The following is a 12,570-nucleotide window of genomic DNA, read 5'->3' as shown; positions in this document are numbered from 1 at the left end:
CATAATCACTCTGTTCTGCCAGGGTAACTCCTCCTTTAAGGGTGGGAAACTGATCGGATTATACTTATTGTCTTACATCTGACGTGAGTGACGGATAACCAATCTTTTCATACCAGCGCCGCTAACCAGTAGCTATGTCAGGCCAGGAAATATCTGTCAATATTCCCCCTACGCTCGATCCTGTTTACAGCAACATGATCCAGATCGCGTACAAAGATGATGAGTTCACGTTCATGTTCCTGCACCAGCTCCCGCAGGTGAACCAGGCACGGGCCAAAGCGATTGTCTCGATCACCCCTTCCCATGCCAAGAATCTCCTCAATGTCCTCTCCAAGACTATCGCGGATTACGAGTCCAAATTCGGGACCATTGCATCCAAGGAGACGGCCGGCAAGGAAAATGTGACCACACTGAGCGGATACTCGTGACCGGATGTTCCGGACAGATATTTTATTAGCGTAAAGGTCGACATTGTGAGGGTATTGCGCCGCCGTGGCTTAGCGGCATAGCGGCTGATTCGTAATCAGCAGGTCGGGGGTTCAATTCCCCCCGGCGGCTTCAATGCTGACGGTCACAATCCGTAATTGCGCGTGATCTCTTTTTTACTGCATGGATTGAGTCAGATTTGGTTTCTGTTCTTATCTCATGTACGTTGTGTTCAATGGGGAATCCTGATGATTATCGGCATGGATAATCCCTGATTCCATGCACTCTGGCCATCTTGGCACCGCACTTCTGCATTCTCACCAATCTCGTTTGCGACCATTGAATCAACCCCTCACATTCTGGGAATCCGGAGGTTTTTCTGCACTCCTCTCCCGACCCAACCTGCCCGACAGTTGATTTCCCCGTGTCATTAGGGTGTATTTCCAGAGAATTCCAGGACAATATCCCGGACTCAATATATTTATCATATCCTTATGCAATTCGTTAGTATGGATCTGACGTTTGTACAGAGCTCTGTTGCCCTTTTTCAGATCCTCTGTGTTATTATCGTCTTTGCCTCCGTTTTCATGAGAAGCCGGTTTTTCCAAGAGATTTTTGAGGGTCACCCGGGACTGACAACCCAGATTCTTCTCATGGTTTTTTTTGGCATGCTCTCTATCTTTGGAACATTAAGCGGGTTATCTGTTTATGGGGCTGTCATCAATATCCGTGACCTTGGCCCTATGGCTGCCGGCCTCATCTGCGGGCCATATATCGGGATTGGTTCTGGGATCATAGGTGGATTGTTCCGGTTTTTTCAGGGCGGGCCTTATATGTGGACCGGGCTGTCGGCCCCGATCCTGTCCGGTATTATCGGCGGGGTGATGTATCTCGCCAACAGACGCCAATTCGTTCCTACCTGGATTGCTGTGGTTTTAATCGGGCTTTCTGAAACGCTTATCTCCTGCTATACTCTCGTTCTCGTGACAAAACCGTCGGAATTTTTATCGGTTGTAACTATGGTTGCACTCCCCATGATCGTTTTTAATATCATCGGTATGTTCATTTTTTCCACCGTAGTTCACCGGATTCTCCATGAGGTGCAGGTACAAAAAGAGAACCAGCAGCTTGCAATCGGACGCGAGTCCCAGAAGAACCTTGGGGCGATCATCAATACCATAGCCTATCCGGTTTTTGTCAAGGATCGTAATCACCGGCTGACGCTCGTAAACGAGGGCTTCTGCCAGTTTTTCGGTTGTTCCCGTAACGATCTTATCGGGAAGACGGAACATGATGTTTTCCCGCAACCCCTGGCTGACCATTTCCGCAATGAGGCTGAGATGATATTCCTGACCGGCGCCGGAAGCGAGAACGAATCTACGGTCACCGGGCCGGATGGTCAGGAACATACCATCATCACGAAACTAAGCCTTTACAATGAGGCATTCGGAAACCCTTTCCTTGTCGGTATCCTCACAGATATCTCGGACCGTAAGAAGATAGAAGATGACCTGAAAGCCAACGAGGAACGCTACCGGGCAGTTTTTGAAACAACGGGGACATCTACGATCCTTTTCGAGCAAAATACGGTCATCTCGCTCGTGAATGCGGAATTTGAACGGATGAGTGGATATTCCCGCGAGGAAATTGAGGGAAAGATGAGCTGGACCGGCTTTATCCATCCTGAAGACCGTGAACGAATCCTTGCCCAGTATCGTCGTATGGGGGAGCACAATGACTCCGCAAAATACCACTATGAGTTCCGGCTCCGGACGCGGGCCGGGGAGATCCGTTCGCTCGATCTCATCATAGGTATTATCCCCGGGACGAACCAGTATGTTGCCTCAATGGAGGATATAACTGAGACCCTCCAGTCGCGTAAGATCCTGGAACTGGTCAACAAGAAGATCAACCTGCTTTCAAGTATCACCCGCCACGATATCCTCAACCAGCTCATGGTACTCAAGGGATACCTCTCCCTTTCAACTTCTATTGTAGAGAACCCGGTCCTGCTGGATTATATCAACAAGGAGCTTGTGGCAACCCAGACCATCGAGCACCAGATCACGTTCACACGGGATTACGAGAACATGGGTGTCAAGGCCCCGGACTGGCAGAATATCAACGGAGCTCTCCTCAAAGCGAAACTCACCCTGGTTCCCGACAATATTGTTGTTGAGGCAGATCCAGGCGACCCGGAGGTATTTGCCGATCCCCTCTTTGAGAAGGTACTGTATAACCTGACCGATAATGCCATCCGGTATGGCGGGGAAAAGATGACGTTAATCCGGGTCAGTTCCCGCGAATCCGACCGGGGACTGCTCATCACGTTCGAAGATAACGGGGCAGGTATTCCCGAGTCTGATAAGAAATACCTGTTCAAGCGGGGATTTGGGAAAAATACCGGCTTTGGCCTGTTTCTCAGCCGCGAGATCCTGTCTATAACAGGGATCGGTATCACCGAGACCGGGATAACGGGTAACGGAGCCCGGTTTGAAATAACCGTGCCAAAAGGTGTGTACCGGTTGAAAAACAGATAAATCTGCAAACACTTATTTTCCTTGTGACTCCTTTGGGTAAGGCCAGAAGGACCTGCCACCTCCTGCGAATCAACAGAGTTTTTTCGGTTTTTTTTAAAACCCGTCATCCCATCCGAGCCGCTGGACCGCATATCCCCCCATCACGAGAAGGATAACAAAGATCAGCGGATACTGCAGTATTGCAAGAAAACTCCCTGTTACCAGGTTCCGGCCCTCGGTTGCAACAGATGTGAGTGCAGGTACATAGGTCCCCAGTGACATGATCGCAGCAAGAATCAGGACTGAAAGCCCCATCACGATAATACCTCCGACAAGCAGGATAAAAATCCCTGTACATTCCTTGAAAATCGCTGTTTTCAGGTTTGCAATCTCCATACCCCAATCTGGGCGTTTTCAGAAAATATACCTGCGGTCTTTGCTGTTTGCCGGGGCTTTAACCGATCTGAAGAAATACACCGGGTTGTATTTCAATAAGGAAAAATGCGGCGATTACAAAAATGGAATCGGATTAGTGTTCTTTGCGTACCGATATGTCCCGCACCGTGCTCATGACCGCGGGCATACCGAAATATTCGGTTATACGGCTGCTGATTTCCACGGGAAGGGAAGACCCGTCCTTTTTCTTCATGACCGTTTCAAAGAGCATGTAGCCCCGGGCAAGGAATGTATCGGCTTTATCGGGTGTGAGGAAAATTTCTGAATCTACATCCAGATCCTGCAGGCTCATCTGCATGAGTTCCTTTTTTGTATACCCGAGGTACCGCGTTGCAATAATATTTGTCTCGTAGATCTTACCGTCGATATCATGCAGGAAGATCGCATCGCTTGCCCCGTCGAAGAGTGTCCTGTACCGGAGTTCGGATTCGATGAGCTCATCCTTGATGCGGTTGCGCTCGGTGATATCAACAAGTGAGCAGACCACGCTGCCATCTTTTGTTAAGGATGCCGTTATCATCACCCAGATCACTGTGCGGTCCTTCCGGCGCAGGGCAATTTCCATGTCGGTGATAATCTCTTCTTTGCGGAGCTTCCGGATAAACCGTGATTCCTGATCCACATCTATCATGAGGGACGAGAATGGCTGTTGTTTCAGTTCTTCCGGTGAGTAGCCCAGGAATGAGGCCGAGTGGGTGTTGATCTCACGGATTTTCTGTGTTTCGATGTCAAAGGTAAAAACACCCGCCTGGGAATGCTCAAAGATCTCCCGGTAGCGCCGTTCCTGGAGGAGCTGGCCAGAGTATGCCGATATGATGATGCCCAGAGAGACAAAAATGTAAAAAAACGCGATGCTTGCTGCATAGAGCTGGATATCCAGCGGTCCGTACAGATAGACGAGCCCGAGAAAGACCCAGCCAAGGAAGACGGTGAAATACACTGCATACCTTGGGTGAAAATAGGCAAGGATCAGGATGGGCAGGATATAGAAATACGGGAAGATGTTAAAATAACCATTTTTTAAGGAGAAGATCGAGATGAGCACAATGCCGATTGTCAGGAGTGCCGTGATCGTGAGTCCCAGTGTATTTTTCGGCGAGATGGTCTTCATATGCGTAATCAGCCCGGCACGTGATCTGTGTGATTCCAGAATGGATCTGAAGATTAATTATATCTTATTATCCGCCATCCCGCATTTTTTCAGATTCCCTGTCCAATCCCGATCACCGGGATGGGAATACATCGCGGAGGGACATCTGTGCGTGGATTATCCGGTTGCTGGTTTTCCCTTCTGGATAAGCCACTCTTTGTCTCCGGCTTTTTTAAAGCGGATCAGGATGTATTTTTCGGAAAATCTGGTTCCTTCAAAGACCACTTCGATCCTGTCGTTTGTCCAGGTGAGTGCCTCATACTTGCCGCTATCGGCAATCTTTACTTCGCCCCCTCCGTATTCTCCTTCAGGAATGGAGCCCTCAAAGCCGATATAGTCCAACGGGTGATCCTCTACCTGGATTGCAAGCCTCCGCTCGCCCGGCTGTTCCGGCAGACCCTTTGGTACCGCCCAGCTCACAAGAGTACCCTCATGCTCCAGACGGAGATCGAAATGATGGTGTTTGGAGAAATGTTCGTGCAGGACAAACCTGCCTCTGCATGGCTCAGTCATACCTGCCACTTCTTTTTTTCACTTGCAATAATTGTAGCGAGTTCCCGTGCGGCCGCGGTAATATCCGGCTTTTCAACCACCGCTGAGATCACGGCAACACCCTGTGCCCCTGCCAGTATTACTTCCGAAATGTTGTCCGGCCCGATCCCTCCAATCGCTATGACCGGGATGGATACGCGCCTGTAGATCTCTTCAAGGACGCTGCATCCGTGTCCGGGTCCTGCATCTGTTTTGGATCCCGTCGAGAACGTTGGACTGAGTGCAATGTAATCTGCCCCCTCCCGCTCGGCCCGGCAGGCTTCGCACGGGTTGCCTACAGAGACTCCGATTATGAATCCCGGCGGGGCAAGCTGCCGTGCGATACCGGGACTGATATCCCCCTGGCCCAGGTGAACCCCGTCAGCGCCGCAGGCAAGCGCAATATCCAGCCGGTCGTTCACAATGAAACATACCCCTGCATCCCGGGTAATCTCCCTTATTTCCCGGGCAATCCGGATGAGATCCGTGCTTTCCCTCATCTTGTCCCGAAGCTGGATAACATCCGCCCCCCCGGCTATCGCAAGCCGGGCTATGTCTGCATGTGAACGGCCTCCGGCAATTGCCTCATCCGTGATGACGTACAGGTCGATTTTCATGTCCGCAGCAAAGCCTACTCCTGCGATGTGATCCGTGCACCAGCAGCGAGATCTGACGGAGTTAGCAGGGCGAGTTCATCGAACAGGGCTGTCTTGAAGCTGAACGGACCTCGTGCTTCTGCGGCTGCCCGCTCTCCCGCGATCCCAAATGCTGCAAGAGCTGCTGCTGATGCAAGTACGGGGTCGGAAGATACTGCGGAAAAGACACCCGTCACGGACGCTGCCATGCAGCCGGTGCCGGAGATGCTACCCATCATGGGATGGCCGTTTTTGACAAGGAGCACCCGTTTCCCGTCCGTTACGATATCCGTGGGGCCGCTTGCCACAACCGTGAGTTTCTCTGTTTTTGCATAGTTACGGACAATCGCTGCAACGTCCCCGGCAAGACCGTGGGAGTCGACCCCCCTCACTTTCCCGCCCGCTCCGGCAAGCACCCCAATCTCCCCGGCATTTCCCTTCAGGATCGAGATCTTCAGTTCACTCATGAGACGTTCTGTGGTTTCTGTCCGGAACCGGGTTGCACCGGCCCCAACCGGATCGAGGATGATGGGGATCTTCCGGTCGTTTGCCATGCCCCCGGCAAGGATCATGGACTCGATCTGTGCCTTGTTGAGCGTACCGATGTTCAGGACAAGAGCCCCGGCAACGCCGGCCATTTCTACAACTTCCTCCGGTGCATCTGCCATGACCGGAGCCCCGCCGGCACACATGGTGATATTGGCACAGTCATTGACCGTCACATAATTTGTGATGTGGTGGACGAGCGGGTGTTTTTCACGCACAAGGGTGAAGAGGTCGGAGAGTTGTTTTGCTTTCATGAGAGATCACGCAGGTCGGGTTATATCCCATAATGATTGTATGACCGGTATGGTCTGCTCGTTAATAAATCGTGAGAACGCGGAGAAAAAGAGTATTTCCGTTGGGCGTTCCTTTTACCGGACGAGCTCCTCGATGGTTGCGAGGAAGAGATCCACGTCACCTTCTGTATTGTAAGGCCCCAGGCTCACCCGTGCCGTTCCATCCGGGAGGCCGAGCCGTCCCATGAGGGGAATGCAGCAGTGGTGCCCGGACCGGATCATGATATCTGCCATCTCGTCGAGCCGCTGGGCAATCTCGTGCGGGTGGAGTCCGTCAATCGTGAAGGAGACCACTCCCACCCGGTCTTCCGGCGTTTCCGGGACATACAGGTGCACCCGGTTGAATTTGCGGAGTCCCTCCACGATACGGGTGGTGAGGGCCTGCTCGTGCTTCCGGACCCTTTCCATACCCATCTTCTTGAGGTAATCGACCGCAACGCCAAGGCCGATTCCCCCGGCAATATTGCCGGTGCCCGCTTCGTACCGCTGGTATCCCTCCGAGAGAATATACTCTGAACCTGTCACGGACTCCACCATACCGCCTCCGAGAAGCAGGGGTTCGATAGTTGGCTCTTTCATCCAGAGCACGCCGGTGCCGGTCGGCCCGAGCATCTTGTGGCCGGAGAAGGCGCAGAAGTCGCAGCCAAGGCTGGATACGTCAACCGGCATATGCGGGGCAGTCTGGGCCATGTCCACGAGAAGCGGGACATTGTGGTCATGGCAGATCCTCGCAATCTCCTTAACCGGGGTGATCACCCCGAGCACGTTTGAGGCATGCGTGACTGCCACGAGGCGGGTCGTACCGGTTATGGCCGCTTCCAGTGCGGTGAGGTCAAGGGAGTAGTTGTCGCGGATCCCCACGATATCTGTGGCAACTCCCCGTTTTTTCAGGTTGTACCATGGCAGGAGGTTGGAATGGTGTTCGAGGATCGTGGAGACGATGCGATCCCCGGCCTTCCAGGGCATGCCCTGTGCCACCATGTTGATCGATTCAGTGGTGTTCTTGGTAAATACCGTAACGCCGTTTTTTCCTCCGATAAATTCCGACACTTTTTCATGAGCGTGCCAGTAACGCTGGGATGCGATCTGGGTGAGGCGGTGCACACCCCTTCCCACGTTCGCCCGATAATTCCGCTCGAACTCAACCATGGACTGAATGACCGGCTCCGGTGAGAGACTTGTTGCCGCACTGTCGAGGTAGATGATGTCCGAGAGCAGGGGAAAGTTCCTGCGCATTGCCTCTACATCCAGGTCTTCTTCGGTTGTATCCTTCAGTCTCTTCTCCGTCATGATCTCTTTCCTGGTCTCTTCCCTTGTTTCTGCGGTTTTCTTTTTCCGTTCCTGTCCAGGCACTGCAAGCAGCGTGTTGTCTGCGTTGAGAGGTATGCCTTTAGCCCTGCAGATCTCCCTCATCTTGGGGGGGAGTTCTCTCCACCTCCAGAGACCTATGTGGCAGTATGCCTCCGGCAACCCTTTCTTGTCAGCCCATGATTCCACGAATGTGTCCCAGCGGCGGGTGTAGTCCGGGTGCGACTTACGGATCATCTCATATTCGCTTTCGAGCATCGCGGGACAGAGATAACACCCGATCCGCTCGATCCCCTGCTCATAGAGGGGGTTCATCGCGGCCTTCTGATACCAAAGATAGAGGAAGACTTCCAGTGCCCGCCAGTTCCGGATGGGCGAGACATTGAGCTGCAGCGGGTTGTCCGGGTTCTGGCTGGTCTCTTCGAGGGTTGCCCGGTTCCATGACTCGTACCACCGGTTACCCTGAATGGTGACACACGGGCCTACCTCGGCAAGAAAGAGTTTGAGCGGGCGCAGTTTCTGGAACTTGCAGCACCAGCGGTTATCTTTCCCCGGGGGTCCGGCTTTTTCCACCGCCTGCCAGAAGTCCCCGGCTTTATCGATGATCTCCACTCCCTCTGACCTTACGAACTCAAGGGTTTCGGGGAATTCAAGGTTTGTGTTGATGAAAAATGCCTTGGTGACCCCGGCTTTCCGGGCAAGATGGAGGACCGCGGTACTGTCCTTTCCCCCGGAGAACGAGACGTTTGCCGTGGGCCTGTCGTGAATGTGCTGTTTTATTGTTCTTATTGCATTGCGTTCGAGGTTTTTGAGGTGATACCGGTTCTTCTCGATCACCTCGTCCCACCCGGGGTTGGGTGGTGTTGCCGGGACAACCGAACGGAGTTCCTTTACCTTGATGGAACCGTCCTTTACCATACCCGTCCCGTATTTGGACCGGTATTTTACGATCGCGGTTCCTTCGGGCACCGGTGAGGTAAGGGCGATCCTCTTCCCCCCGATTCGTCCCTGATCTCTCCGGGCATTGGATTGTGTCTCCAGATCGACGATACCTTTTTTGGCATGGGATACAAGAAACGGCAGAGCTTCCGGTGCTATATCGAGACTGAACTTACGGGTGACCGGATCGAAGGTAAGCCAGCCGAGCCGCTCCCCGTTCATGATAACCAGGTCTGCCCGGTCAACCCCGCCGGCTTTATTCAGAAGAATAACATTTGCCAGCGGGATTTTTCCAAAACGCTCCTGGATAAGGTCGCTGATGAGTTCCCTGTCGGCAGAGAGCGCGGGGCGGAGTTCATAGGGCTGGAGGAGATCGATCACTTTCCCCTCCCTGCCACATGCGCAGCTCTTCGCAACAAGCGGAATATTGCAGTGTTCACACCAGTAGAGGACTTTTTTCACCGGCGGCTCTCGCATCACACAGATTGATGGGGCGCAAAGGGAGATAAGAGAAGCGATTGGGCAAATACCTGTACGTCATTAAAACCGGCTGAAATCATTTTTTTATTGACCGTAAAGTATATGGCTGCACAATCCTGACGGAGAAGTGGTGAAGGACTAATGACAAAACTCACTGCAGAGATGAAAGAGGCATTCTCCAAGATGAAGGTGTTCCCGGTGGCAACTGCATCCAAAGACGGGACCCCGAACGTGGTTCCTCTCGGCATTGTCGAACTGGTCGATGATGAGACCATCTGGATCACGGACAACTTCATGAACAAAAGTATGTCGAACCTGCGGGTCAACCCGAAGATCGCAATCTACATCTGGGGGCCGGAGATCAAGGGCTGCTTCCAGATCAAGGGTGTTACCTCGATCAAGAACAGCGGCAAGGAGTTCGATGAGATGAAGGAGAAGATCAACAAGAAGAACCCGGCCCTGCCCGCACGTTCGCTTGTCATTGTCAAGATCACGGAAGTCTTCGAGTGCAAACCCGGCCCGACCGCCGGAGCAAAACTTCTATGATTTCCCTCTTTTTTTAAAAATCAATCCGGTGGATTTCCCGCCCGACTCTTTCACAGGAATGTAATCTCTCTACCTGATTCTTATCCCGACCAGTGGTGCTTTGGCTCTCATGCGCCAAAAATCCCGGGCCAAAAATTATTTCGATCCCGGTGCCGCAGCCACGATCTTGAGCGCTTCAGTAAGCTCGGGGAGGATCTCTGTCGGGATACCTATTACCATCTCGCCATCTTCAATTCCCGAGAACTTCCGCGATCCGTCACATCCCAGCGAGAAATTGACCTGCCCGTTGAGGTAGGTCTGGGCGCATGTATCTGCACAGACGGACTGGATGCCGGCAAATTCGGCATGGATCCGCCCGCCCGTCCGGAAGAGATTGCTCTGGGACAGTTTCAGCATGGCCCATGGATTGGCAACGATCAGTACAACCTGCGGGTCGAAGGGTGTTTTTTCGAGAGGTGCATACAGTGTTGCATACGTGTCCCCGGTCTTCAGGTGCGGAACGCGGTCGATCGTTCTCTTGCAGGACGCAGCACTCTCAAATTTTCCCAGTTTAAAGTAAAATTCACCCGTCTTCAGGGAATCCGTGATCTCCTTGAGCCCAAGGGACCACGCGCCACCATTACATTCATGATTTTCTGGCAGCGCATAAAAGATCCTGCCTTCGTTTCTCGCAAGACCCACCATCGAGCAGTGCCGGATGGTTTTATCGATCTTTTCCATGCCTGTCGGCATATCCTCTTTCTTTGTTGCAAACCGGAACGCGACCGGCGATCCACGCAGTTTGAGGTATTTCCTGAGAACCTCAGCTGTTTCCGGATAATTGACAGGGATCTTCATTGCTGATGGCATAATGTCTGACCTCATAGTCCCCCATTGGGATTGCACAGTTACTCCATGTCGCGCTGATAGTATAAAACTAATGAACCGGTTCCCGCTCTCCAAGTTGATTCCTGGAGATGCTGCTGAAAATGTTTGTTGATCAATGATATCCAGCACTCAGAAAACCAGAGAATCAGAAGTCCTTTTCCTTTGGTTTCTCATCAATCTCTTTCCCGCAATGGGGGCAGACTCTTGGCGGCTCCTGCTCATCCTTTCGCTTTTTACTGTATTCATCGATGAACCCGGATGCAAGGATACCTGCCGGGAGAGCAAATAGACCTATTCCCACAAGAGCAACGAAGCTGGCGATGACCTTACCCAGCGGGGTGACGGGCACCATATCCCCGTATCCGATCGTAGCCATGGTCTCGATGCCCCACCACATGGACGCGAGAACACTTGAGAATTTTGTGGGCTGTGCATCATGTTCCGCATAGAAGATCATGGCAGATCCCATCACGAGCAGGACAAGCATGACAAAAAAAGCAATAAAGATCTCTTCCTGCTTTGCCTTAAATACCCGGGAAAAGGTTGTGAGGCTTCGGGTGTAATGCCCGATCTTCAGGATCCAGAATATGCGCAGGAATCGGATGAGCGAAGTTAATCCCTTGTGGGCAATGAAGGGCAGGATAATGAACGGCACAATAACGAGCAGATCGATGATCGCAGCCGGTGTGGCCATGTACCGGAGCCTGCCGGTGACCGGCAACCGGAAATCGGGATTCTGTGTGCAGCACCAGACCCGCAGGATATATTCTGCGGTAAAGATGAAAACCGAAACCGCGGCAATAATGTCAAGAATTCTTCCATAGTTCTGGAATATTACGGCGTCTGTCTCTAATACCGCTGCAATGACGTTGATAAGGATGAGGAGGATCAGTGCATGGGATACGAATATCCCTGCCCTACTATCCCTGCTCTGGCTTTCGAGTATCTCATACACCTGCTTCTGGATATCAGTTCCCATTGAGATCCCATCCTGAAATTCCGATATTCCCGGTTTTGTGTTTAATGATATCAGCAATAAATACTGGCATATCTTTTTTGCCGGATTGATCTCGTTTACCGGAGCAAGTACCATCCCGTCCAACGGTTCATGTAATCTTTCTGCTGGGGCGCTTGGCTGCATCTGCCTGTCATCGTTCCTTACCGTAACCTGCCCTTTTAAAAACTGCATGGAATCTGAAATGAATGGAACCGGATTCAGTGATCAGGTTCAATGGATTGTTTTTCAGATGAGCTGGATATTCCGACTGATATCAAAAAAGGATTATGTTGGCTTTTTGTATGATCCGGAAGGACTTGTGCAATCCTCCCTCTCTCTGGAGTGAGAGATGGTTCCCTTGTCCCATCCGGGTGAACAGGTACGGGCCACATGGTGGAAACAACCCCGGGCTACTGACACGTGAGTATGTCGGGATTATCCATAGTTGTTGTCGTTCATACGGCTACGTGGCATGTGTCATGGAACCTTATCATGAACCCGGGTTGAGGAGGTATGGCAAATTCAACTGAGCTGGATGGTCTTTGGGAGAAAGCCCCGTGCCTGTGAATGCAGGTATCTCCCGGATATCCAATGAGATTCCGTTTGGCTCACCCAGAAGTGCCACCGGCGCGGAGCCGGCTTCGCAGTGCAGCCCCTGCATTTCAGCACTCGATGGCGACACCATCAGGGCTACTGAGAGGAGGAGGAATGCAACCCCGGTCAGAATTTTTCCCGTGTCCATAGTAAGGTTCCCATAAATTGTGTATGGTCGGTGAATGCGCTGCGTTCTGCTGCAGCGTCACCCACTCACTACCTCATATGCCCGGACAGATAAATACACAAAATCGCCCGGGTTGATGCATGTAACTTCCGGGTT

General features: G+C 52.1%; 12 protein-coding genes and 1 tRNA gene. 4 read left to right on the top strand and 9 right to left on the bottom strand.

Annotation, left to right across the window (positions count from 1 at the left end):
• Positions 1-134: 134 nt before the first annotated feature.
• The 3 genes from WC598_RS13955 (at position 135) to WC598_RS13945 (ending at position 2,966) form a co-directional block, all read left to right on the top strand.
• A complete protein-coding gene (locus WC598_RS13955; RefSeq protein ID WP_372962115.1) occupies positions 135-428 on the top strand; it encodes a DUF3467 domain-containing protein in 294 nt (97 codons plus the stop codon).
• A gap of 58 nt (positions 429-486) precedes the next feature.
• Positions 487-558 (top strand) — tRNA-Thr (locus tag WC598_RS13950).
• 377 nt (positions 559-935) lie between these two features.
• Entirely contained in the window at positions 936-2,966 is a 2,031-nt protein-coding gene (locus WC598_RS13945) for a PAS domain S-box protein (protein WP_372962114.1), read from the top strand.
• Positions 2,967-3,059: 93 nt separating this feature from the next.
• Here WC598_RS13945 and WC598_RS13940 read toward each other — a convergent pair whose 3' ends face one another.
• From WC598_RS13940 to WC598_RS13915, 6 genes are all read right to left on the bottom strand, one after another.
• Entirely contained in the window at positions 3,060-3,341 is a 282-nt protein-coding gene (locus WC598_RS13940) for a hypothetical protein (RefSeq protein WP_372962113.1), read from the bottom strand.
• Between the two features lie 133 nt (positions 3,342-3,474).
• Positions 3,475-4,512: a PAS domain-containing protein gene (locus WC598_RS13935; RefSeq protein ID WP_372962112.1), complete on the bottom strand. Its 1,038-nt coding sequence runs from the start codon at positions 4,510-4,512 to the stop codon at positions 3,475-3,477.
• A gap of 156 nt (positions 4,513-4,668) precedes the next feature.
• Positions 4,669-5,064 carry a DNA polymerase ligase N-terminal domain-containing protein gene (locus WC598_RS13930; protein ID WP_372962111.1) on the bottom strand — a complete coding sequence of 132 codons (396 nt, stop codon included), beginning with the start codon at positions 5,062-5,064 and terminating at the stop codon, positions 4,669-4,671.
• Positions 5,061-5,699, bottom strand: coding sequence for a thiamine phosphate synthase (gene thiE, locus WC598_RS13925; RefSeq protein ID WP_372962110.1), 639 nt, complete (start codon positions 5,697-5,699; stop codon positions 5,061-5,063). The genes WC598_RS13930 and thiE overlap by 4 nt, the downstream gene beginning before the upstream one ends.
• A gap of 14 nt (positions 5,700-5,713) precedes the next feature.
• Positions 5,714-6,517 carry a hydroxyethylthiazole kinase gene (gene thiM, locus WC598_RS13920; RefSeq protein WP_372962109.1) on the bottom strand — a complete coding sequence of 268 codons (804 nt, stop codon included), beginning with the start codon at positions 6,515-6,517 and terminating at the stop codon, positions 5,714-5,716.
• 114 nt (positions 6,518-6,631) lie between these two features.
• Positions 6,632-9,280 carry an aminotransferase class V-fold PLP-dependent enzyme gene (locus WC598_RS13915; protein WP_372962134.1) on the bottom strand — a complete coding sequence of 883 codons (2,649 nt, stop codon included), beginning with the start codon at positions 9,278-9,280 and terminating at the stop codon, positions 6,632-6,634.
• A gap of 144 nt (positions 9,281-9,424) precedes the next feature.
• Between WC598_RS13915 and WC598_RS13910 the strand changes: the two genes are divergently transcribed.
• Positions 9,425-9,829, top strand: a complete 405-nt coding sequence (locus WC598_RS13910; protein WP_372962108.1) for a pyridoxamine 5'-phosphate oxidase family protein — start codon at positions 9,425-9,427, stop codon at positions 9,827-9,829.
• 135 nt (positions 9,830-9,964) lie between these two features.
• On the opposite strand, the gene WC598_RS13905 is transcribed toward WC598_RS13910, so the two are convergent.
• The 3 genes from WC598_RS13905 to WC598_RS13895 all read right to left on the bottom strand — a co-directional run bounded on the left by WC598_RS13905 (position 9,965) and on the right by WC598_RS13895 (position 12,435).
• Entirely contained in the window at positions 9,965-10,678 is a 714-nt protein-coding gene (locus WC598_RS13905) for a DUF169 domain-containing protein (protein WP_372962133.1), read from the bottom strand.
• A gap of 163 nt (positions 10,679-10,841) precedes the next feature.
• The gene (locus WC598_RS13900) at positions 10,842-11,675 is read right to left on the bottom strand and encodes an ion transporter (RefSeq protein WP_372962107.1); all 834 of its coding nucleotides are present in this window, start codon (positions 11,673-11,675) and stop codon (positions 10,842-10,844) included.
• 508 nt (positions 11,676-12,183) lie between these two features.
• On the bottom strand, positions 12,184-12,435 hold the full coding sequence (locus WC598_RS13895) for a hypothetical protein (RefSeq protein WP_372962106.1): 252 nt from the start codon (positions 12,433-12,435) through the stop codon (positions 12,184-12,186).
• Positions 12,436-12,570: the final 135 nt, after the last annotated feature.

Source organism: Methanoregula sp. (assembly GCF_041645475.1).
In the GTDB taxonomy this organism is placed as follows: Archaea; Halobacteriota; Methanomicrobia; order Methanomicrobiales; family Methanospirillaceae; genus Methanoregula.
Note: the sequence above shows the minus strand (reverse complement) of the source record. Positions and strands in the feature narration are given on the sequence as shown.

What these genes read in the sequence shown, in the direction of transcription:
- thiE (WP_372962110.1), bottom strand. Translation starts at nt 5,699, where the DNA reads ATGAAAATCGACCTGTACGTCATCACGGATGAGGCAATTGCCGGAGGC.
- WC598_RS13940 (WP_372962113.1), bottom strand. Translation starts at nt 3,341, where the DNA reads ATGGAGATTGCAAACCTGAAAACAGCGATTTTCAAGGAATGTACAGGG.
- WC598_RS13905 (WP_372962133.1), bottom strand. Translation starts at nt 10,678, where the DNA reads ATGCCATCAGCAATGAAGATCCCTGTCAATTATCCGGAAACAGCTGAG.
- thiM (WP_372962109.1), bottom strand. Translation starts at nt 6,517, where the DNA reads ATGAAAGCAAAACAACTCTCCGACCTCTTCACCCTTGTGCGTGAAAAA.
- WC598_RS13935 (WP_372962112.1), bottom strand. Translation starts at nt 4,512, where the DNA reads ATGAAGACCATCTCGCCGAAAAATACACTGGGACTCACGATCACGGCA.
- WC598_RS13915 (WP_372962134.1), bottom strand. Translation starts at nt 9,280, where the DNA reads ATGCGAGAGCCGCCGGTGAAAAAAGTCCTCTACTGGTGTGAACACTGC.
- WC598_RS13895 (WP_372962106.1), bottom strand. Translation starts at nt 12,435, where the DNA reads ATGGACACGGGAAAAATTCTGACCGGGGTTGCATTCCTCCTCCTCTCA.
- WC598_RS13945 (WP_372962114.1), top strand. Translation starts at nt 936, where the DNA reads ATGGATCTGACGTTTGTACAGAGCTCTGTTGCCCTTTTTCAGATCCTC.
- WC598_RS13910 (WP_372962108.1), top strand. Translation starts at nt 9,425, where the DNA reads ATGACAAAACTCACTGCAGAGATGAAAGAGGCATTCTCCAAGATGAAG.
- WC598_RS13900 (WP_372962107.1), bottom strand. Translation starts at nt 11,675, where the DNA reads ATGGGAACTGATATCCAGAAGCAGGTGTATGAGATACTCGAAAGCCAG.
- WC598_RS13955 (WP_372962115.1), top strand. Translation starts at nt 135, where the DNA reads ATGTCAGGCCAGGAAATATCTGTCAATATTCCCCCTACGCTCGATCCT.
- WC598_RS13930 (WP_372962111.1), bottom strand. Translation starts at nt 5,064, where the DNA reads ATGACTGAGCCATGCAGAGGCAGGTTTGTCCTGCACGAACATTTCTCC.